Annotated in this window: 21 protein-coding genes; 9 read left to right on the top strand and 12 right to left on the bottom strand. The window is 43.9% G+C overall.

Translation table 11 applies throughout. The features are described 5' to 3' along the window. Positions 1–179: 179 nt before the first annotated feature. From trmL to GY065_RS00325, 8 genes are all read right to left on the bottom strand, one after another. On the bottom strand, positions 180–662 hold the full coding sequence (gene trmL, locus GY065_RS00290; RefSeq protein WP_174832561.1) for a tRNA (uridine(34)/cytosine(34)/5-carboxymethylaminomethyluridine(34)-2'-O)-methyltransferase TrmL: 483 nt from the start codon (positions 660–662) through the stop codon (positions 180–182). A gap of 194 nt (positions 663–856) precedes the next feature. Further along, on the bottom strand, positions 857–1,264 hold the full coding sequence (locus GY065_RS00295; RefSeq protein ID WP_037393228.1) for a hypothetical protein: 408 nt from the start codon (positions 1,262–1,264) through the stop codon (positions 857–859). Then, entirely contained in the window at positions 1,210–2,532 is a 1,323-nt protein-coding gene (locus GY065_RS00300) for a phosphatase PAP2/dual specificity phosphatase family protein (protein WP_174832562.1), read from the bottom strand. Before GY065_RS00300 ends, GY065_RS00295 begins: the two co-directional genes overlap by 55 nt. Then, positions 2,529–4,289, bottom strand: coding sequence for a bifunctional alpha/beta hydrolase/class I SAM-dependent methyltransferase (locus GY065_RS00305; protein WP_174832563.1), 1,761 nt, complete (start codon positions 4,287–4,289; stop codon positions 2,529–2,531). The genes GY065_RS00300 and GY065_RS00305 overlap by 4 nt, the downstream gene beginning before the upstream one ends. After that, a complete protein-coding gene (locus tag GY065_RS00310; protein ID WP_202984001.1) occupies positions 4,282–4,872 on the bottom strand; it encodes a 1-acyl-sn-glycerol-3-phosphate acyltransferase in 591 nt (196 codons plus the stop codon). Before GY065_RS00310 ends, GY065_RS00305 begins: the two co-directional genes overlap by 8 nt. Before the next feature lie 57 nt (positions 4,873–4,929). Continuing rightward, positions 4,930–5,844, bottom strand: a complete 915-nt coding sequence (locus tag GY065_RS00315) for a phosphatidate cytidylyltransferase (RefSeq protein ID WP_174832565.1) — start codon at positions 5,842–5,844, stop codon at positions 4,930–4,932. 1 nt (position 5,845) lies between these two features. After that, positions 5,846–6,445 (bottom strand): CDP-alcohol phosphatidyltransferase family protein, encoded by a 600-nt coding sequence (locus tag GY065_RS00320; protein ID WP_174832566.1) that lies wholly within the window; start codon positions 6,443–6,445, stop codon positions 5,846–5,848. A gap of 284 nt (positions 6,446–6,729) precedes the next feature. Next, the gene (locus tag GY065_RS00325) at positions 6,730–7,560 is read right to left on the bottom strand and encodes a MetQ/NlpA family ABC transporter substrate-binding protein (protein ID WP_084547198.1); all 831 of its coding nucleotides are present in this window, start codon (positions 7,558–7,560) and stop codon (positions 6,730–6,732) included. Between the two features lie 133 nt (positions 7,561–7,693). Here GY065_RS00325 and dinG point away from each other — a divergent pair, with 133 nt between their 5' ends. The 3 genes from dinG (at position 7,694) to rpsI (ending at position 10,801) form a co-directional block, all read left to right on the top strand. After that, positions 7,694–9,826: an ATP-dependent DNA helicase DinG gene (dinG, locus tag GY065_RS00330; RefSeq protein ID WP_174832567.1), complete on the top strand. Its 2,133-nt coding sequence runs from the start codon at positions 7,694–7,696 to the stop codon at positions 9,824–9,826. A 144-nt stretch (positions 9,827–9,970) separates the two neighbouring features. After that, positions 9,971–10,399: a 50S ribosomal protein L13 gene (gene rplM, locus GY065_RS00335; RefSeq protein ID WP_174832568.1), complete on the top strand. Its 429-nt coding sequence runs from the start codon at positions 9,971–9,973 to the stop codon at positions 10,397–10,399. A gap of 9 nt (positions 10,400–10,408) precedes the next feature. Continuing rightward, complete coding sequence (rpsI, locus tag GY065_RS00340) at positions 10,409–10,801, top strand: 30S ribosomal protein S9 (RefSeq protein ID WP_174832569.1); 393 nt, start codon at positions 10,409–10,411, stop codon at positions 10,799–10,801. Positions 10,802–11,175: 374 nt separating this feature from the next. On the opposite strand, the gene GY065_RS00345 is transcribed toward rpsI, so the two are convergent. Next, positions 11,176–12,087: a lysophospholipid acyltransferase family protein gene (locus GY065_RS00345; protein ID WP_174832570.1), complete on the bottom strand. Its 912-nt coding sequence runs from the start codon at positions 12,085–12,087 to the stop codon at positions 11,176–11,178. Positions 12,088–12,196: 109 nt separating this feature from the next. Between GY065_RS00345 and metK the strand changes: the two genes are divergently transcribed. The 6 genes from metK to GY065_RS00375 all read left to right on the top strand — a co-directional run bounded on the left by metK (position 12,197) and on the right by GY065_RS00375 (position 20,169). Beyond that, entirely contained in the window at positions 12,197–13,366 is a 1,170-nt protein-coding gene (gene metK / locus GY065_RS00350; protein ID WP_174832583.1) for a methionine adenosyltransferase, read from the top strand. 780 nt (positions 13,367–14,146) lie between these two features. After that, positions 14,147–14,641, top strand: a complete 495-nt coding sequence (locus GY065_RS00355; protein WP_174832571.1) for a MarR family transcriptional regulator — start codon at positions 14,147–14,149, stop codon at positions 14,639–14,641. A gap of 18 nt (positions 14,642–14,659) precedes the next feature. After that, positions 14,660–16,105: an efflux transporter outer membrane subunit gene (locus GY065_RS00360; protein WP_174832572.1), complete on the top strand. Its 1,446-nt coding sequence runs from the start codon at positions 14,660–14,662 to the stop codon at positions 16,103–16,105. A gap of 38 nt (positions 16,106–16,143) precedes the next feature. Continuing rightward, positions 16,144–17,340, top strand: a complete 1,197-nt coding sequence (locus tag GY065_RS00365) for an efflux RND transporter periplasmic adaptor subunit (RefSeq protein ID WP_174832573.1) — start codon at positions 16,144–16,146, stop codon at positions 17,338–17,340. Positions 17,341–17,548: 208 nt separating this feature from the next. Continuing rightward, the gene (locus GY065_RS00370; RefSeq protein ID WP_025329940.1) at positions 17,549–19,078 is read left to right on the top strand and encodes a DHA2 family efflux MFS transporter permease subunit; all 1,530 of its coding nucleotides are present in this window, start codon (positions 17,549–17,551) and stop codon (positions 19,076–19,078) included. Positions 19,079–19,284: 206 nt separating this feature from the next. Next, the gene (locus GY065_RS00375; RefSeq protein ID WP_037393236.1) at positions 19,285–20,169 is read left to right on the top strand and encodes a lipid A biosynthesis lauroyl acyltransferase; all 885 of its coding nucleotides are present in this window, start codon (positions 19,285–19,287) and stop codon (positions 20,167–20,169) included. A gap of 60 nt (positions 20,170–20,229) precedes the next feature. Here GY065_RS00375 and GY065_RS00380 read toward each other — a convergent pair whose 3' ends face one another. Genes GY065_RS00380 through GY065_RS00390 form a run of 3 tightly spaced genes read right to left on the bottom strand, consistent with a single transcriptional unit; the run spans position 20,230 to position 21,714 of the window. Beyond that, positions 20,230–20,859, bottom strand: a complete 630-nt coding sequence (locus tag GY065_RS00380; protein WP_174832574.1) for an NAD(P)-dependent oxidoreductase — start codon at positions 20,857–20,859, stop codon at positions 20,230–20,232. Positions 20,860–20,886: 27 nt separating this feature from the next. Continuing rightward, the gene (locus GY065_RS00385; RefSeq protein WP_084562176.1) at positions 20,887–21,480 is read right to left on the bottom strand and encodes a uracil-DNA glycosylase family protein; all 594 of its coding nucleotides are present in this window, start codon (positions 21,478–21,480) and stop codon (positions 20,887–20,889) included. Between the two features lie 27 nt (positions 21,481–21,507). Then, positions 21,508–21,714 carry a cyanate hydratase gene (locus GY065_RS00390; RefSeq protein ID WP_232335827.1) on the bottom strand — a complete coding sequence of 69 codons (207 nt, stop codon included), beginning with the start codon at positions 21,712–21,714 and terminating at the stop codon, positions 21,508–21,510. Between the last annotated feature and the right edge of the window lies 1 nt (position 21,715).

Genomic DNA, 21,715 nt, shown 5'->3' on the forward strand with positions numbered 1-21,715 from the left:
ATCCCGAACAGGACCGTGAAACGACCTAGCGCCGATGATAGTATGGATTGCCCATGTGAAAGTAGGACACCGCCAGACTCCCCATAGAAGAACCCGGTTGATTAGTCAGCCGGGTTTCTTACTTTAACTACTGAGAAGAGAACAATACCGCAGCAGCCATATGGCTGCTGTTGCTGTATCTAGGTTAGAGAGGGGAAGGACTGCTGACGCAGTGCTTCATAGAGGACGATGGCGGCGGCATTGGACAGGTTTAGTGAGCGGATGTGCTCTGACTGCGGAATTCGCAGACATTGCTCGGCGCGTGCCTGTGCGAATGCCTCGGGCAATCCGGTGGTTTCGCGACCGAAGAGAAAGTAGATTTGCTGATTGGGGTCGCTGTAGTCGAACTGAGTGTAGTTGCGTGTGCCGTAGGTTTCTATCAGGTAGACTTGTGCATTAGTTTGAGTTTCGGTCATGCTGATAAATGCTTCCAGACTGTCATGATAATGAATATCTACATGAGGCCAGTAATCTAGACCAGCACGCTTAAGCATCTTGTCATCGGTAGAGAAACCTAATGGATGGATTAAATGCAGGCTGGTATGTGTGCCGGCACAAGTGCGGGCAATATTGCCGGTATTAGCAGGAATTTGAGGTTGATACAGAGCTATGTGCAGACTCATCTGATTAGTTTTTTATTGATACAAAAAAGATGATTAGTATAATCTATATTGGAAATTTAAGTGACTACAGCTTTGAATAAAGAATGTAACAGATGTATCGCTTATTCGCTTAACTGTTTATAGATAGAAAATTTCTATACCATTTTAATTTAACATAGATTAATCTTATTTTTATCATTAAATCTACAGATATTTCATTTAAACAATAAAGTAACAATCCAGATTAGCCAGAGCAGAGCACAGCTTATTAAGGAATATTTGAGTTGCTTCAGTGCTCCCTGATATCTTTGTTCCAAAGTAAAATCTTGCAGTTTTTGTTTTTGCCAAATAGAAGTAAGAATAATACCAGCCTGCTGGTTATTTTCCTGAGTGAGTTCAGAAATATAATAATTATCCAGCCATAGCCGCCAGCATTGATAAATAACTATACCAGCACCAGCTGTGATCAGTGAACGTATTAAGCCGGCAGATGCGCAAAATATTGCCCATAATAAAGGTATTAATGCCATCAATAACAAAAAGCGCCAGCTTGCTAATGTGTGGTTGACTAACACCTTACTAAGTTCATGTTCATTGGATTCTGGGTTATGTTGATATGCCATTGCTCAAGAAGTTCCATATGTTTGGAGCCTAGTACAATTTGCGGGCGTTGTTGCTGCACAAATGTACAGGCCTGTTCTACGGTTTTAAAATCATTAAAAGCCAGCAGCCATGCTACTACTACAATGGCACTACGTGATAGTCCCAATGAGCAATGGATTAAAACACTATTGTGCTGTGTACGTAATTTTTCTAATTCACTGACAGCTTGTTGCAATTGCAACATACTGGGGCAAACCAGATCCAGCATCGGTATACATGTATACACGCGATTATATGTAGATTGGGCGCGTGGAAATTCGAATGTTAAATCCAGAATGGCTTTTTGTTTAACACTGCTGCAAGGATAACTACCCATAAAAATGTGCTCATTGATTGGGCTGATAGCAGGAATTTTACGGGTATACAGCCATCTGGAAATATTCATCAGACATCGCCAGGGAAATAACAGAATATAGACAGCCGCTGAATATTTGCCATGGGGTGATTTACATATTGTATTAACACCAAAATGATATGCACAACTGACAATAAATAAAGATAATGCCAGCCATAATAACCACGGAGTAGAACAAATTCCAAAACATAAGCACACAAGCGCTGCTGTTGCATAATACTTAGTCAGCTTTTTTGACTGTGTACAAGGTATATGAATATGGGTTTTTGGTATTTTTTTAACCGGTATTAGCCAGTCAATAAACATACCAATAACTACGCCGATGATTACATCAATAAAATGATGTTGCCATGTCGTCAATACTGAAATACTAATTAACAGAAACCAGCAATGAATCAGCCAGCGCAGACGTTTAGGAGTATGTTGTAAAAAGTGTTGCCACAGCAGCCAGCTTAGGATGATATAGAGTATTGAAGACTGATTATAAGATAAATTAAACTGCTCCAGCTGATTAAACCACCAGCCGGTAAAACCTTCAACTTTGGGTCGGATAAAGCTAAAACGAAAAGGAAATAGTAAAAAACTGATATAGGCTATTGTAGAGGCTAATACTAACCGGCAGGCCTGACGAGTCTGTTCAGATATAGAGCGACACAAAAATAAAGATATGCTATAGAGCAAAGCCAGACTACAGTAAGGAATAATTGTGAGCGGAATAAACGGGATGTATTGTTCCCATCTATATACCACACTATTAATATCAGCTCGTGTGGCAGTAAACTGATTAACCAGTTCATACGTTACCAAGAAATACGGCGCCAGAATGATTAACCAGCCTACTGCCAGACAGTTTAATTGACTACGCAATTTCATGATGCACGGCGAATTGCCATGGATACGCTGAAAATCCCCCATTCATCAATAATTTGTGCACATTTATCAAAACCGGCTGCACTTACCAGAGCATCCATTTCACCTTGCGAACGATTACGCATAATCCACGGCTGACCCTGACGATGGCTGGTTAAAGACCATGCAATGGTTTTCAATTGCGGGTGCCAAGGTTGATTTGTGTAAATCAGGATACCACCGGCAGGGATAGCTGCTGCTAAACCATTTAGTGAATTGCGTAACAGAGAGTTATCCGGAAAAAGTTCATAAAGTCCGGAAACAATACCCAGTGTAGGCTGAGGTGTAAGTGCTGCGAGTTGTTCCTGATTGAAGGCATCACCAATTTCAAATCGCGCTTTATTGCTTAAACCATAATCAGCAATCATCTGCTGACCTTTGCTGACATTAAGTTCACTGTAGTCGCGTAATAAAATTTCTTCAACTGCATTGATATTGGATAATGCTTCAATGACATACCTGCCATGACCGGCAGCAATATCAACAACCCGAACCGGAAGATTTTTTTCCTGTAGTTTTGGTACAGCTTGTTTAATCATATATTCCAGATTAATTTTGCGTTGCCGGATACCTCGCCAGCCAATGCTATTGAGATAGGCTTTGTCAAATTGTTTTCCCAGCCAGTTTTGACCCTGAGGCTGATTCTGATAAACATAATCCAGTGTACTGCCGGAATCAAAGCCAGTTTCACAACCCAGTTTAATGCCATTAGAAAGTTTACCAAGGGTTGTCATACCTTTATGTAAGGCACGATAACTAAAGGCACTGAAAGAAAGCGGAACCGGTCCGCCGCTTAATTCACGCCAGTTATCTGCACTCGGGCTCCAGCGATCTTCATGCTGATAATTAAAAGCGGCTACTGGCTGCTGATATAAGGTATCGATAAAGCTGCGAATTTTTGTAAAAGCTTCTTCTCGGTTAAGTTCGCCCAATGTGTCGTGATAAAAACCGGGCAGAATGTGCATTTCTTTGAGCGGATTGCGAATACGCTGATAGAAATCCAGTTGTGGTTGCCTGTGCACTACATAATCCTGACCGGATATCAGCAGTTGCGTAGGTAAAGTAATAGCAGCAGCATCTTCAATGACGCGGTCGGCTGTACGGTATAAATCCAGTAAAATATTTACTGCAATTGCACGAGTAATCAGCGGATCATTATTAAAACTGTTAACACGTTCGGGATCATGGGTCAGATACTTACCTTTGACATAGGAATTAACAAAGAAAAGACCTTTAACATATTGTCCGAAACTAAGCAATGGCCGGGCAAACGGCACGTATAATTTTACTTTAAATGCAGGGGAGGCTAATACAAGCCCGCGAATTTTCGGAGCATAATCATGTGCCCATGTTGCTGCCAGTACCGCTCCTACACTTTGCGCAATTACTATGATATTCGAAAGAGGAGTTTGGCTGTCTGCGGCAACAAAATGCATAAATTCATCTACATCCTGTACAGAACGAGCCAGAGACGGGCTGTAACCGCGAGGGCCGGGAGAGTGGCCATGCCCGCGGGCATCCCATGCATAAAAATCCGTATCCGGCATGTTCAGCTCATCCACAATGTGCTGCAAACGGCCTGAATGTTCATGCCCGCGGTGAAACAATACAATAACTTTACGTATTGTGCCGGAGGTAATAGCAGGCCAGTGTCGATAAAATAATTCTTGTTTATCGCTGGTATAAAATGTACTTTCTTTTGCTTGGCGTTGTTCAGTCATCAGAATCTCTTTTCATATATTGCGGACGCAATGCGAGTAAATTATTTAATAAATCTGCTTTGAATTGGTCCTTATCTGGCTGGTAATACATGGCACTGCCAATATTAATGTCTATGAATAGGGGCAGCGGAATACGATTACCTTTAGCCATAATCTGTTCAGTTCCCTGCAGCCATACCGGAATGATGGGTACAGTTGGCATAGCAGCGCTTAAATACCAGATACCTGATTTGAGCGGTTGCATTTTTCCGGGTTCGCCACGAGAACCTTCTGGAAAAAGGATAAGGATTTTGTTTTGACGCAAGGCTTCTTCACAGCCCTGAAGCGGATTGTTCTGACCGCCATTCTGACGGTTAACCGGAATAATGTTGAGAATATTAATTGCAAACCAGGCCAGCCATTTATTACTCAGAAAGTAATCTGCTGCAGCTACCGGATGAATCTGATTTTGCTGTAAAGGTGAGTATAGACCCATCAGTGCAAATACATCCATGTGGCTATTATGATTAGCAACAATGATTGCTGGACCCTGTTTAGGCAGATTGTGATGCTGATGAATACGCAAACCCAGCCAAAAACGCATAAACGGCCATTCTATACATAATGCAAATAAGGGTTTGAGTAATGATTTAAGCATGATTTAGTAGTAAAAATAACGAACGAAATGAAAAAATACCGGTGCAGTAAAAATCAATGAGTCCAGACGATCGAGAATACCTCCGTGACCGGGTAATATCGTGCCGCTGTCTTTAATACCAATATCCCTCTTGATTGCAGACATGACAATATCACCACAGAATCCGCTTACACTGATGATCAGACCGGCAAGTAAGGACATTTCCCAGCTCAGTGGTGTCAGTATAGGACCCAGCAGCATGGCTGCAATTGTCGTGCTGGCTATGCCGCCAAGTAGTCCGGCCAGAGTTTTGTTCGGGCTGACTTTAGGTGTTATTTTGATTTTACCCAGAGATTTACCCCACAAATATTGAGTAATATCATTGAATTCTGTTAAACCCACAAGGAACAGTACCAATAGTGCACCAGTTTGCTGATGATCATTCGGCAGTACCAGCAAACTGGCAACATGGCTGAAAGCAAATACAGTGGTCATCAAACCCCACTGCAATTGAGACACTGTACGCAGAAAATGTTTGGTATCACCAGCAATGACCATTCGTGCCGGTAAAAACAGGAACATATATACCGGAATAAATATAATAAAAAAACCGTACCAGTTACTGCCTATTAACCAGTAATTAATCGGAATAGTGATAAACATCCACAGGATAGGCATACGGTCTGCATGGCGTGCCGGTACCAGCGTTAAATATTCTTTTAACGCCATGAAGCTGACCAGAGCAAAAAAACATATCCCTAACCAGGATGGACTGATTAATGCCAGAGAAAACAGTATAATAATAATCCACCACGTTCGAATACGCAGTGTGAGTTCATGCCAGTCTTTATCTGGTTTCAGGCACACTAATAAGCCATTGATAACTGTAGCCAGTAATAAAAGGCTGAAAATAACCAGTAAGGATTTTTGCAACAGCATATCAGTATTCTCCGGTCAGCGCACTGCGACAACGGTTAACACAAGTCCAGACCAGTAAGACAATTGATACACACCACAGCAGATTGTTCCATGATGTTAATTCTGGCCAGATAGCCAGTAATAAAGACCATGTACCGAAAATCAGGGCGCGATCACTTTTACCCATGGGACCCGCATAGCTGCGGATGCCATTGATTGTTTGTGCAAGAATGCCGCAGAATTCCGTAAGGACTGCACAGAAGAGCATTAGCATTACCACAGTTGTATTACTGCCCGGTAATAGAATGAACGGCACATACAAGGCAATATCGGATAAGATATCGCCCAATTCATTTAAGACAGCACCAAGCCGGCTTTGCTGATTACATTCACGAGCGAGCATGCCATCCAGTGCATTGAGCGCCATTCTGATAAATAATGTAATCGGTAGCAGCCAGAATAACCCCGGATGCGGAAAAATGCCCAGTATGACACCGATTAATACAGAAAGACCAATTGCAGAAAGGGTAATGTGGTTTGCTGTAACGCCTTTTCGATACAGCCAGAACATGAGCGGGCGTAATAATTTTTGAAAAGCAGGTTTGATACTGTAGAGAGTCATGCTTATATAAATAAGTTATGTAATTTCTCTATTATAAAATGTATTCAAAATTGTTGTTTTGTTATTTTTATTAAAGATGTTAGGCTGTTGTGCCGATTTGTTACGCCATACTGCAAAACACTCGTTAATAAATATTACAGTGCGGGGTTTATTTTCAGTGTTGTGATTAATAATTAGTGATCTGCTAATACGTTTTTAAATTTTTACTATTACATGGTGAATTTATAGATGAATTGCCGGTAATGCGTGATAGTATTACCGGCAATTTTCAGGATGAAATAGGTTTATTCACCTTGTGGCAGTGCCCACATCTGATTTTGATTGTATTTCTGCATAAATTGTTTAAATTCTGGTGATTGATAGGCTGCTTTTAAGTCTTTTGCCCACTGGGTATCTTTATTTTTTTCATTAATGGTAACCACCATTTCCATTTCCGGAATTACTTTTTCACGAAGTACCGCTTTTTTCGGATCAAGTTTAGACTGGTAAGCTATTCCACCGGAGGCGAAACCGAAATCTACTTCACCCAATGTGCGCGGAATCATGACTGAATCCATTTCTTTAATTTTCAATTGTTTTGGATTGCTGACAATGTCTCTGGATGTTGCCAGTATCGGGTTAGTACCGGATTTGAGTTGAATGAAATGGTTATCGGTCAGAATGCGCAATGCACGTGAAGTATTGGCCGGATCACTGGGAATCAGTACAGTAGCACCATTGGGCGCCTGCTGAAAGGATGTGTATTTGTCTGAATAAATGGCAGCCGGTATGGTAGGGATATGCACCAGAGGATACAGATGTGTACCTTTTTCACGGTTAAAGACATTAAGATAGGCAGTATGCTGATCCAGATTAAAATCAACCTGACCATTATTAACAGATTGATTATTCACTTCCAGCGTGGAAAAATTCATGGTTTTAATGGTGTAGCCCTGTTTTTCCAGAATAGGTTTAATACCTTGTTCAAATACTGTGCTGTAAGGCATAGCAGAGGCACCAAAAACCAGCTCTTTTTTGGTCGTACTGGCTGCTGTGGAATCTTGCTGAGTTTTAGAGCAGGCAATAAGACCTGTTGTCACGAGACAGAATAAAACGAAATAGATAATTTTGTTCATAATATGCCTGCTAAAAATTTAATATGGAATTTAAGTATATAATTGGAATTAGTTTGTAAATATACTGATTTTAAATAACTTTACTACTAAAAAGAATATGGATTTATGCTATTTGCCTATTGTTTGAATTGTTATGCTTACTGATTTAGAAAAAAACGCCATACGTGATCATTACCAAAGTATTGCCAGAAGTTTGCCTAATTTCCGGCCCCGGCAGGCACAGCGGGAAATGATTGCAGCCGTTGCTAATGCATTTTCACGCACTCAGCAACAGCAGGATGGTGAGGATGCACCGGAGCGTAATGGTGAGTCTATCGTTGTAGTAGAGGGGCCGACAGGAGTGGGTAAAAGTCTGGCATATTTACTTGCCGGCGGAATTATGGCGCAGACGCGCGGCAAAATACTGGTAGTAAGCAGTGCGACTGTCGCCTTGCAGGAACAACTGGTCGGGCGTGATTTACCGTTTGTAGTCAGACACAGCGGACTGAGTCTTAGTTTTGCTCTGGCTAAAGGACGCGGACGTTATTTATGTCCCTATAAACTGTATCAATTAACCCAATTAAACGCACAGGACAGTTTGCAGGGTTTTGAACCACAAATGGTACTCTGGGAGCGGAAGCCTAAAAAAGAAGAATTGGCAGTATTGCGTAATATGGCAGATCAGTTTGCTGCCCGTACTTTTAATGGAGACCGGGATACATGGCCGGAACAAATTGACGACGGTTTATGGCAGAAAGTAACTAATGATCGCCATGGCTGTTTGAAATCCGGGTGCCCGAACCGCGCCGAGTGTCCTTTTTTTCTGGCGCGGGAGACGCTGGAAACGGTGAATGTTGTGGTAGCCAATCATGATTTACTGCTGGCTGATATCGGTATGGGCGGTGGTGTAATTTTGCCGGCACCGGCCAACAGTTTTTATTGTATCGATGAAGCGCACCATTTACCGCATAAAGCTTTACAGCAATTTGCGGCTGAACATAGTTTGAATCAGACATTATGGTTTTTAGACCGGATTGGCAATATTGTAGATAAAGTAGCTGGTGTGCTGGATAAAAGTGAACTTGCAGTGCTGGCTGTTGAAGCTGCATCGGGTTTGCAGGAAAGTTTGCAGGAATGGCTGATTTGTCTGGCTGATGAACCCAGTCTGGCAGTACAGGACGGTATCGAAGAAAGCAGCTGGCTGTGGCCGGATGGTGCAATACCATCGAGTTTGAATATGCTGGTAAATAATACCGCTATCGCTGCACGAATGCTGCTGAAACATTTAAACGGTATGAATGAGGCATTATCTGCCTCCAGACGGGATAAGAATAAGGATAGCAGCCTGCTTGATCAGCTCAGTACTGATTTGGGCATGCTGCTGGCGCGAACTGAACAGGTCGTGGATGTATGGGATTTAATGTCCACGGAAAAAGTTGAAGGCGAAGCACCACTGGCTAAATGGATTAGTCGGATAGCTAAAGATAAGATTGACTACAACTTTCATGCCTCTCCCATTACCAGTGCCAGTAAGCTGGCCAGTGGTTTGTGGCGGCGGGCGGCGGGGGCATTGCTGACCTCGGCCACATTACGCTCACTGGGTACATTTGATTTACTGTTAAAGCAAACAGGCCTGAGCTGGCTGCCTGATACTACTATGCTGGCACTGGACAGCCCGTTTCATTTTGCAGAACAGGGTGAGCTGTATATACCGGCACTGGCAGCCAGCCCGAAAGATGCGGCAGCGCATACCAGCGAAATTGTTAATTGGCTGCCGAAGCTGATTAATGAAAGCGAACCTATTGGGACGCTGGTATTATTTTCTTCACGGCGGCAAATGCAGGAGGTCGCGCTGAAATTGCCGGACAGTCATTTGCCCTTATTGCTGGTACAGGGAGAAATACCCAAACAGATATTATTAGAGCGCCATCATGAGGCAATTGCTGCCGGTCGTCCAAGTATTATTTTTGGTCTGGACAGTTTCGCTGAAGGTCTGGATTTACCAGGTGAGATGTGTGTGCAGGTCATTATTGCCAAGTTGCCGTTTGCTATGCCGGATAATCCGATTGAGAAAACCCGCAATCAGTGGATAGAGGCACGCGGCGGTAACCCGTTTATGGAAATTACTGTGCCGGAAGCCAGTATCAAGCTGATTCAGGCTGTAGGGCGGCTAATTCGGACTGAAACAGATTACGGCCGGGTTACTATTCTGGATAATCGTATTCTGACTGCGCGATATGGTAAACAGTTACTGGCGTGTTTACCGCCTTTCAGACGTATCGGCTGATTATGACTACAGATATAATCATCAATGCAACTGCATCCTGCTCAGTACAGGGAAATTGTCATACAAACCCTGTACAGCAATTGACAATCAATTGATTAATCTTTAATATTAGAAGCTTTCGTATATTTATCTGGATTAGCTTTTATGAAAACCTTTTCAGCTAAGCCCCATGAGGTGAAGCGCGATTGGTATGTGGTTGATGCTCAAGACAAAGTTCTGGGTCGTCTGGCTGCTGAAATCGCCCGCCGTCTGCGTGGCAAACATAAGCCAGAATACACGCCACATGTTGATACTGGTGATTACATTATTGTAATTAACGCTGACAAACTGCGTGTGACTGGTCAGAAACAGACTGACAAAAAATACTATCGCCACTCAGGTTTTCCTGGTGGTATTTATGAGCGCACTTTTGCTGAAATGCAAAACCAGTTTCCTGGCCGTGCGCTGGAAAAAGCCGTTAAAGGTATGTTACCTAAAGGCCCGTTGGGCTATGCCATGATTAAAAAACTGAAAGTATATGCTACTTCAGAACATGGTCATGCTGCTCAACAACCTAAAGTTTTGGATATCTAAGGACACGCAATGAACGGTAAATATTACTACGGCACGGGTCGCCGCAAAAGTTCAGTGGCTCGTGTTTTCCTGCAAAAGGGTAGCGGTCAGATTATTGTAAATGGTCGTCCGCTGGATGAGTTTTTTGGTCGCGAAACCGGCCGCATGATTGTTCGTCAGCCTCTGGTACTGACTGAAAATCTGGAAGCTTTCGATATTAAAGTAAATGTAGTAGGCGGCGGTGAAACCGGTCAGTCTGGTGCAATTCGTCATGGCATTACCCGTGCACTGATTGACTACGATGCAGCTCTGAAACCAACTCTGTCTGCTGCTGGTCTGGTTACTCGTGATGCACGTGAAGTTGAACGTAAAAAATACGGTTTGCGCAAAGCACGCCGTGCAAAACAGTTCTCAAAACGTTAATCTGTATTGTCACTACCAAAACAGTTTACATATTCAAAAAAGAGCCCAAAAGGCTCTTTTTTCTTTTAATTAAGGCTAAGTATTTTTGGTTGCTAAAGTAATTAAATACATGCTTGCATGTCTATATACACTTTTATTATCAACATAAATTCATTTCACAAAATATCAATTGCCGTAAAGAATTTTTTATTATAAAAAATAATAAACCAGCTAAACGGTACAATATTCACTAAATTCCTTATACACGAATTAATCTCATGGATACATAATGGTAAAAGTTAAAAATATTTATATATGATATTTTATCTATCTATGTGAATTTCTGTTTTAGCTATAATTTTAACTATGATTAAATAATTGTAATAAAGTAGAATTTATTTTACTGGTGGTTGCATGTCTTGCGATTGTTGAGAACTTTCCGGTGGTTTATTACCGCGATGTTTGTAGCGGTTATAGCCAAACAGGTACTGGCTTGGGAAACGTCTTACCCATTTTTCAACATTATTATTAATAATCTGTGCATCATGTTCGCGATTGCCGCTGAGTGTGCCTTCAAGTGGTGCGATATGAAGAACAAAGCCTCGGCCATGCGGCAGGCGTTCGCCGCAAAAGAACAGGGGGGTTACTTCAGGCATGACGGCCAGACGGGAGGCTAGGGTCATGGTGTAGGCAGGCTGACCAAAAAAGGTTGCCCATACACCTTCACCTTCGCCGGGTACCTGATCGGGCAGCACAATGGTAGCCTGCTTATTTTTTAATGCCCGTACAATCTGTTTTACCCCCAGCATATTGGCAGGAGCGGTATAGCCGTTATCACGCACACGTCCACTATTCATAACGTTTTCCAGCCAGCTTATTTTAGGCGGGCGGTACATGGCGGTAAGCGGAAAAGGCAGTTTTTCGCTCAGAAAACGGCCGGCAAGATCATAATTGCCCAGATGCGGTGTAATTAAAAGCAAACCTTCGTTGCGTTCAATGGCGGCTTCTATGTGTTCCCAGCCGTGTACTTCTTTAAACAATGAGACGATATGTTTGCTTGAGCGTGTCCATGCGACAGATAACTCAAGTCCGCTTTTGGCTGTTTCCGCAAAAATAGATTTAACCAGTTTTTCTGCTTGTTGGTCGTTGGCAGCAAGTTTGCTAAAATGCAGATTTTTAGTTGTGCGTTGACGTTCACTGGTGGCGAAGTAAAAACCAAGACGCCCCAGTACGGAACCTAAGCCTTGCAAAATGGGTAAGGGAATTAATGCCAACAGGAAAAATATGAAATAAACCAGCTTTTGCATCTGTTCTGTATCTCAAACTCGAAAATTTGGGCAACATTGTAACAAAAGCATTTATAATTGCCCATCATAATGATAATGCATGATTAGCATCAGAAAGTATCCGCCAATTATGAGTGAATTTCTGTTTACTTCTGAGTCGGTATCCGAAGGTCATCCGGATAAGGTTGCCGACCAGATTTCCGATTCTATTTTAGACGCTATCCTGACTCAGGATCCAACAGCACGTGTCGCTGCTGAAACTCTGGTAAATACCGGCTTGTGTGTTCTGGCCGGCGAAGTTTCTACACATGCGCATATTAATTATATACAGGTTGCACGCGATACGATTAAGCGTATCGGTTATAATTCATCAGAGCTGGGGTTTGATGCCAGTGGTTGTGCGGTGATGGTGTGTTATGACGAGCAGTCTCCTGATATTGCTCAGGGGGTTAATGAAGGAGAAGGACTGGACCTGGATATGGGTGCAGGTGATCAGGGGCTGATGTTCGGTTATGCCTGTGATGAAACACCTACACTGATGCCGTTTGCGATTTATTATGCACACCGTCTGATGCAGCGTCAGAGTGAAGTGCGTAAAAGTGGTGAACTGCCATGGCTGCGTCCTGATGCCAAGGCACAGCTTACCTGTGTGTATGACAGTGAAACCGGAAAGGTAAAACGCATTGATACAGTGGTGCTGTCTACGCAACATGAGCCGGATATCGAGCGTGATGAGCTGGTTGCAGCGGTCAAAGAATATATTATTAAGCCGGTATTACCTGCTGATATGCTGACTGAAGAGACGCAATATCTGATTAATCCGACCGGGCGTTTTGTTATTGGCGGTCCGCAAGGCGACTGTGGCCTTACCGGACGCAAAATTATTGTGGATACTTATGGCGGGGCAGCTCCACATGGCGGCGGTGCTTTTTCCGGTAAAGATCCTACCAAGGTAGACCGTTCTGCTGCTTATGCCTGCCGTTATGTAGCGAAGAATATTGTTGCCGCCGGTCTGGCCAGTCAGTGTCAGATTCAGATTTCCTATGCTATTGGTATTGCGCAGCCTACTTCGATTGCGATTGATACTTTCGGTACCGGCAAGATTGATGAAAACAGGCTGATTGAAATCGTGCAGGAACATTTTGATCTGCGTCCGAAAGGTATTATTAAAATGCTGGATTTGCAGCGACCGATTTATGCGAAAACAGCGGCGTATGGTCATTTCGGGCGCGAAGAGCCTGAATTTACCTGGGAACGTACGGATAAAGCGCAACTGCTGCGTGAAGCCGCAGGTATTTAATTCTGATTATATAGAAACAGGCTGCTTTTGAAGCAGCCTGTTTTTTTGCTGATGCAGGAGTTAGTCAGGATATGTATATATTGTGATGATGTTGTATCGTAGATTGTTTGCGGAATAAGCTGAATATGCTGCTTATGTCGTTGTTGGTAATATCTTTGCTAAGAAAATTGCAGTTTTGTACAGAGTGGAAGATGCAATTTTGTTTAAGGCTGATGTCAAAGGTTGTTGTGGAGAAGTCAGTAAAACAGGTATCTGGTTAATAAGTCGTAAAAAAATTCAAAATGTCTCTATATTTAATCTGTTATTAAATATAATTATGCTCTTAACACATAAGTATGATTTTGAGTTGTTACTTTATGGTTTGTATAGAAAAATAATTATGTTTATGGTCTTTGCAGCCAATTATTAACAAGTTTGGATGATGGTTTGTCTGAGTTGAAAACTGGCTAACCGGTATTGCTGAATGATGTCCGGATTGTTTCATTTCTGCAACGACGGATAAAGCAATAAAGTAATTTGCTGTTCTGGTCTGTAGAGTCTGTTTCCGGTAATTGTATTTGATAGGTGATAGATGAGAGCTGGAAAAAACGATAACGGTATAGGATATTTACTGTTACCGGCAATATGCAGATATACAGATAGATAAGAGGGTTTTTAAAAAAATTGCTAAGGTAGTGACTATTTTAGGGTTGGAATATTTTCAGCTAAATAATAAGCTTCATTTATAATAAGTGATATGGTTATTAAATAGTTTATTTTTGAATTTTGAGGTGCTCTAAAATGGGTTTTTCTCTTCCTGCTACCGAACTGGAAGCTACTTTAGGGGTGCTGGCAGTGAAAATGCCAAGCATGAATGTTCAGTTGGTGATGCTCAGCCGGTTAATCCGTCTGGTACATACAACGATTCATGGTGAGCTGAATGAGCGCTTACATAAGTACCATCTGTCAGAAAGTCTGTGGCATGCGCTGCTGGCAGTGTATTCACGCCCGAATCATGAAATTCTACCGTCAGAACTGAGCAGTATTCTGAATCTGACTCGCACTAGTGCAACGCGTTTGTCGGATGAACTGGTACTTAATGGCTGGGCTACACGCTCTACTCATCCTTATGACCGACGCAAAATTATGCTAAAGCTAACTAAAGCCGGTGAGAATCTGATTCAAATGGTTAGTCCGGAAACCAATGAAGTACACAGGCGGGTATGGTCAGCCCTAAGTGAACCGGAATATAAACAATTACAGCAGCTGTTAACTAAGTTATTAACCGCTGTTTAACTTTTTGCTGAGATTTGCATGAAATTAACTGTATCTATGCCCCGATTACGTCAGCTGGCCCTTATTAGCCCTGTAGCCTTGCTGCTGTTGTCTGCTTGTGCCAATTTTGGCAAACAGCCTGAGTTAGAAAATCCACAGGATGCCGGTCAGTTGCAACTGCCGGCAGGGCAGACTGTAGCAGTGAAACAAAACTGGTGGCTTGGGCTGAATCAGCCATTGTTAAACAGATTAATGGAAACCGGCTTGTCCAATGCGCCGGATTTACGTATTGCTGCTGCGCGTATTGCAGAAGCTGAGGCTCAATGGCGTGGTGCCAGAGGTGAGGCTGGTGTTCAGGTCGGGGTACAGGCTAATGGTGTGGCCGCCTATCTGAATCCGAAGCCTGACTCAAACCGGGACGGTGATAACCCGAATCATGTTTTCAGTAATGAAATGGCTGCGGTAGCGGTTAATTATACTTTTGATTTCTGGGGCAGACAGCGTAATCTGATTAAGGCTGCGCTGGGTTCCCGTCTTGCAGCTTCTTATCAGCAGGAACAGGCCCGACTGGTACTGAGTCAGAGTATTGTGTCGCAATATACGCAATGGCAGCAGTTACAGGAACAGTCGGATATTCTGAAACAGCGTATTGCAGTGAATCAGCAGTTGCAGAAGCTGGTTGCAAACCGGATTCGCGCAGGTTTGCAGCCAGCAAGTGATGAGTATGCTGTTACGCAGACTGTACTGAATTTGCAAAGCGCTCTACGTCAGACACAGGCGGATATTGAACGTACCCGTCATGGTATTGCGGCACTGGTCGGATTATCACCGACCCAGTTGCCGGAAGCAGTACCACAGCCATTGGGTAAGGTGCCGGCAGTTGCGACTGATGGTTTGCGGGCGGATATTTTAGGGCAGCGGCCTGATATTGCTGCACAGCGGGCGTTGTTACAGTCAAATTATTTTGGTGTAAAGGCGGCTGAGGCTGCTTTTTATCCTAATATTGAAATTAAGGGTCTGGCAGGTCTTGCGCATGTTGATGCGTTTGATCTGGTGCACTCTTCTTCACGGATGCTGGGTGTTGTTCCGGCCATTACTCTGCCGTTATTTACTTCAGGCAGTTTACAGGCGGCATTATCCGGTAAACGCTCTGCTTATAATGAACAGGTAGCTCAATATGATAAAACTGTATTGACTGCCTTGCATCAGGCAGCTGATGCAATTAGTGATTATCAGCACAGTACTGTGGCACTGCCATTACAGCAGCAGGCATGGCAGGTGGCACAGAAAAATGCGGCTGCCAGCAGCAAGCGTCAGGCAGCCGGTCTGGACAATGCTATTACCAGACTACAGCGTGAAGACGCTGCTCTGAGTGCACGGGCTGATTTGGTTAAAACCATTGCCTGGCAGCAGCAAAGCTGGAATAGTCTGCATGCTTCTCTGGGCGGCGGTTTCCAGATGTCAGATGCTGAGGCTACTCGTTAATTTACTGTTATTTTTAAATTTTATTGAGCTATTTTCGTATGAGTGAACAAAAGCAAACTAACGAGGCGGTAACCACCTCACAACCGGCGGTTCAGCCGCAGTCAGAACGTGTACCGGCCGGCCGCAAACGTAAACTCGTGTTGCTGACCGTGATTTTTCTGCTGATTGCACTGGGTTGTCTGCTGATGTATCTGCTGGTTTGGCAGCATAAAGAATCTACCGATGATGCGTATGTAAATGGTCATCTAGTACAGATAACTCCGCAAATTACCGGTACGGTACAAAAGGTAAATGTGGATGATACGCAAACTGTGAAAGCCGGTCAGGTGCTGGTAGAGCTGGATAATAGTGATATGCAGCTGGCGTTTGAACGGGCACATGATGAGCTGATTAATGCGATTCGCCAGAATCAGCAGCAGACTGCTCAATCACGTCAGGCCAGTGCACAGGTTGCAGCGCAACAGGCACAGTTAAAACGTTTGCAGGCTGACTTACAGCGCCGCCAGAGTCTGGCCGGTACAGATGCCATCTCTGCTGAGGAGCTGAGTCATGCGCGTGATGCAGTACAGGAAGCACAGGCTAATCTGAAAGCTATGCAGGGACAGGAAAGCGCGGCCAAAGCAGTATTGGGTCACAATGTTCCGCTGCGTCAGCAGCCGGCAGTGATGACTGCTGTCAGTCATCTGAAGAGTGCATGGCTAGATTTGCAACGTACTCAGATTAAGGCTCCGGTTGACGGACAGGTTGCCAAGCGTAATGTACAGATAGGGCAGAAGGTAGCCACCGGTGCTGCACTGATGGCGGTTGTACCATTGAATAATGTGTGGGTGGATGCAAACTTTAAGGAAAGTCAGCTGGCTAAAATCCGTATTGGTCAGCCGGTGGAAATCAGTGCTGATGTATATGGTAGTAAGGTGACTTATCACGGTAAGGTAGCCGGTCTGTCAGCAGGTACGGGAGCTGCGTTCTCACTGTTGCCGGCACAAAATGCAACCGGTAACTGGATTAAGGTGGTACAGCGTGTGCCGGTGCGGATTGCTCTGGATCCGAAAGAGCTGGCTGCGCATCCGCTGCGGGTAGGTTTATCAATGGATGTTGAAGTGAATACGCGCAACCAGAATGGTCAGGATTTAACTGCGGCTAATGCGATTCCCACTAATGGAAATATGGCTGCAATTGACTGGACTCCAATCAATAATATGATTGAGGAAATTTTTGCTCAATATGCACCCTGATTGAGTTAATGCTGAACCATAATCCGACGGCTGCTAAAGCAGAAGGGCATATTCTGCCGCCAGCAGCCATTATTCATGGTAATGATTTTGCCTGATTTTTTTGTTATTCCGGAAGTATCGTCTTTGTGAATAGTATTGACTGTACTTGTGAGTACAGCTATCCGGATATGCTGCAGATAAAAAATATTTCTGCGATAAGGCTGCTTGAATGACGCATTCTCCTTTAAAAGGTCCGGCACTTGCTCTGGTTACGGTGGCTCTGTCACTGGCCGTTTTTATGCAGGTGCTGGATTCAACTATTGCCAATGTGGCATTACCGACTATTACCGGTAATCTGGGTGCAGCCAACAGTCAGGGTACATGGGTAATTACGGCGTTTGCTGTGGCAAATGCTATTTCTGTACCGCTTACTGGCTGGCTGGCACGCCGTTTTGGTGAAGTAAAAGTATTTGTCGTGGCTACACTGTCCTTTGTGTTGGCCTCGTTTTTATGTGGTATTGCCCCCAGTCTGGCATTGCTGGTGTTTTTCCGTGTATTGCAGGGGGCTGTGGCCGGTCCGATGATTCCGCTGTCACAAAGTCTGCTGATGGCAGCTTATCCGCCGGAAAAGCGCCCGATGGCGCTGGCTATGTGGTCAATGGTGATTATTGTGGCACCGATTTTCGGCCCGATTCTTGGTGGGATTATCAGTGACAACTGGCATTGGGGCTGGATTTTCTTTATTAATGTGCCAATCGGGTTGCTGGCCGCAGGTATCTCATGGCAGATGCTGAAAAAACGCGAAACTGAAACCGAAAACCAGCCAATCGACCGGATGGGGCTGTCCCTGATGGTTGTAGGTGTGGGTGCCTTACAGATGATGCTCGACCGTGGTCATGAGCTGGATTGGTTCTCATCCAATGAGATCATTATATTAGCGGTTATTGCCACGGTATGTCTGAGCTATTTTGTTATCTGGGAATGGTATGCAAAATATCCGATTGTGGATTTACGCCTGTTTAAAGACCGTAATTTTACGGTAGGTGTGATTACGCTCAGTACCGCCTATATGACCTATATGGGCGCAATTGTATTATTGCCGATGCTGTTACAGATGCAGTTGGGCTATACCGCTACCTGGGCAGGGCTGGCAACGGCGCCTATCGGTATTTTCCCGGTATTGTTGTCGCCATTGATTGGTAAGTTTGGTAACAGGCTGGATATGCGGGTGCTGGTAACCATCAGCTTTACTGTATATGCCATCTGTTTCTTCTGGCGTACCAATTTTAATGCCGGTATGAGTTTTATGGATGTATTCTGGCCGCAGTTTGTGCAGGGGATTGGTATGGCTATGTTCTTTATGCCGCTAACCCAGATTACTTTGTCCAATATGTCCGGTTCACAGATTGCCAGTGCTTCAAGTATTTCCAATTTTGTGCGTATTCTGGCCGGTGGTATTGGTACTTCAATGGTCAATGTGTTATGGGATAAACGTGAGGCTTTGCATCATACACAACTGGTAGAAAACATTCATCCTTATAACAGTACGATGAATGAATCAATTCAGGGGATGAACCAGCTCGGTTTAAGTGGTACTCAGCCGCTGGGTTCGATTGAGCAGACCATAGGGCAGCAGGCTCATATTATGGGTGCCAATGATCTGTTCTGGCTGTATGGGATGACATTCCTGATTCTGATTGTACTGGTGTGGTTTGCCAGACCGCCGTTTGGCAGTGGCGGTGGCGGCGGGGCACATTAGTTTGCCTGTAATCCGGTTCATACGGTCTGTGTCTTTGCAGGCCGTTTTATTTTTATCCGGAGTATTTTGCCTGTCACCACTTGCTCTGGTGTTATTGCAATAAGTTATATACAACAGTGAATGTAAAGTGACCGCAGCTTGTGTACAATAGAGTGCAGTTAATGATAGAGCTGGCGATAATCAGTTAGGTAACAATAGTAATGATGATGAAATTGGCGTTTGCTTTTTTGTATGTGCTGCAATTACTGCCATTATGTATGATTCATGCGCTGGCACGCTGTGTAGGCTGGATAAGTTATTATGCGGTAGCACCAAGACGACGTATTGGTCTGATTAATTTGCGTCACTGTTTTCCTGAATGGACAGAACAGCAGCGGCGCAAAATACTGCGTGAACATTTTTACCATATGGCCATGTTATTATTGGAATATGGTTTGTACTGGTATGGAGATGCAGGCCGGCTGAAAAAGCTGGTGCGTTATCAGGATAAACATTATCTTGATGAAGCTCTCGCCGCGGGTGAAAAGGTAATTTTACTTTATCCTCATTTTACTGCTTTTGAAGCAGCTGTCTATGCTCTTAATCAGGATGTACCTCTGATTAGTGTTTACTCACATCAGAAAAACAAACAGATGGATGAGCAGATACTTAAAGGACGTCATCGTTATCATAATGTTTTTCTGATTGGGCGTACGGAAGGGCTGCGTGCAATTATTAAGAAAATCAAAACCAGTACCGCTCCGTTTCTTTATCTGCCCGATCAGGATTTTGGCCGGCGTGAATCAATTTTTGTGAATTTTTTCGGAATTCCAACTGCTACAATCGCCGGTCTGAGCCGGATTGCCGCTCTGACTAAGGCAAAGGTGATTCCTGCTATTCCAACCCGCGAGGCTGATGGTACAGTGACTCTGCGCTTTTATCCGCAGTGGGAACATTTCCCCAGTGAAGATGTGGTTGCTGATACTCAGCGCATGAACGATTTTATTGAAGCAAGAATACGTGAACAGCCGGCACAATATTACTGGCTGCATAAACGCTTTAAAACCCGTCCGGAGGGTGAAGCGTCGTTTTATCGAAAAATCCGCAAATAATAAATCGTCTGCCTGCTACAGCAGACAGACGGTCAGATTCATCTTATGGCAATTATTTATTCAGACGCCGGATAATGCGACAGACTGTCCGATATAAGCATCATTGTGCAGTGCTTTCAGCATAAAATGTGCCACATCTGCGCGGGCAATACGACCACTTCCTGCTGGTACACCCTGTGCTGCTTCAAGATAATGAGCCGAAAGCGCATCATTAGTTAAGCCAAGCGGGCGCACAATGGTTGCAGACAGATCGGCTGCCTGAATGATTCCGATTGCCGCCCGATGGTCTGCCAGAGGATAACGTAAAAATTCCATTGCCGCCTGACCGCGTTCGCCTTCAAGCTCATTATCCACACCGGCAGAAGCACAATACACAATACGTTTAATACCATGTTTCTGTAATTGTGTAACGATGTTGTCAAGCATGCGCTGCAAATCATCACCCGGTTTAACTCCCTGATTGGTATTCAGAGCAGAAGCGACAGCATCATACTGGCTGTTACCGGTAAATAGTGCTGTTATATCAGCAGTGTTAAATGCATCACAGTGGCGAATATGTAATTTAGGATGCTGTAAATCAAATTTTTCCGGTGAACGTAGTGCAGCAGTTACTTCATCTCCGCTGTCTAATGCCTGCTCAACCAATGCTCTGCCAACGCCGCCGCTGGCACCAAAAATCAGAATATGCATAAAAATTCCCCCGCTGAATAGTTAAAATTAATTCAATAACCCAATGTTAGCAAAATAATCACGATAAATTGCTGCCTTGCGTTCCAGTGCAAGCGGATAAGCGCGCGATGAAGAAGGCAGTCTGGATAAAGTTAAATGCCGGCCGTCCAGTATAGTGTGACTGGGATGGCCGATAGTCGGTACAGGCGTATCTGCTGGTAATAGTTGTAATAATGTGCTGGTAGCTTTGTCTCCGGTAGTCATAATATGCTGACAGTGCGGAATCTGAGTCAGTACTGCCGATAAGTTTACCGGTGTAACAACTTCGAGGAATTTGTCGGCTGCATTATTTTGTAAACGTCTGATCTGATAAGCAGCGTCATTAATGGCTATACCGCGTTCTGATAAAAAAGTACGGATGAGTTTCTCGTTGAATGCTTTATTGTTATCAGTAAAAAAGTAATGTTTGTCCTGAAAAAATACCAGCCCGAAAATACGCCACATATCATTTTGCAGATTCGGGTAATAAAAATTCATTTTCCATCGTCCGGCAGGCGGAGGGAATGACCCGAGCATCAGCAGCCGCGCATTTGCGGGTAAAAAAGGTTTCAGCGGGTGTGTTTCAACAATAATTTCAGCCATAAGTATCTATAATATAACCCGTACTTACTAGCAGCGGCCGAACAGACAGGCTACCATATGAGCCTGTTCATCTGTATAACCTGCTTCTCCCAGCCGTGCAGCCATTACCCATTCACTGGAAAAGCCTTGCAGACTACTGTATTCCTGCCATAAACGCAGTTGTTCGGTTTTATTACCGTTTTTTTTGGCAAGTTGCAGACGTTGCCTGATTTCCGGTGGTATAGATTCATCCATT

It is taken from the genome of Snodgrassella sp. ESL0323 (assembly GCF_013346865.1).
Classification (GTDB): Bacteria; Pseudomonadota; Gammaproteobacteria; order Burkholderiales; family Neisseriaceae; genus Snodgrassella; species Snodgrassella alvi.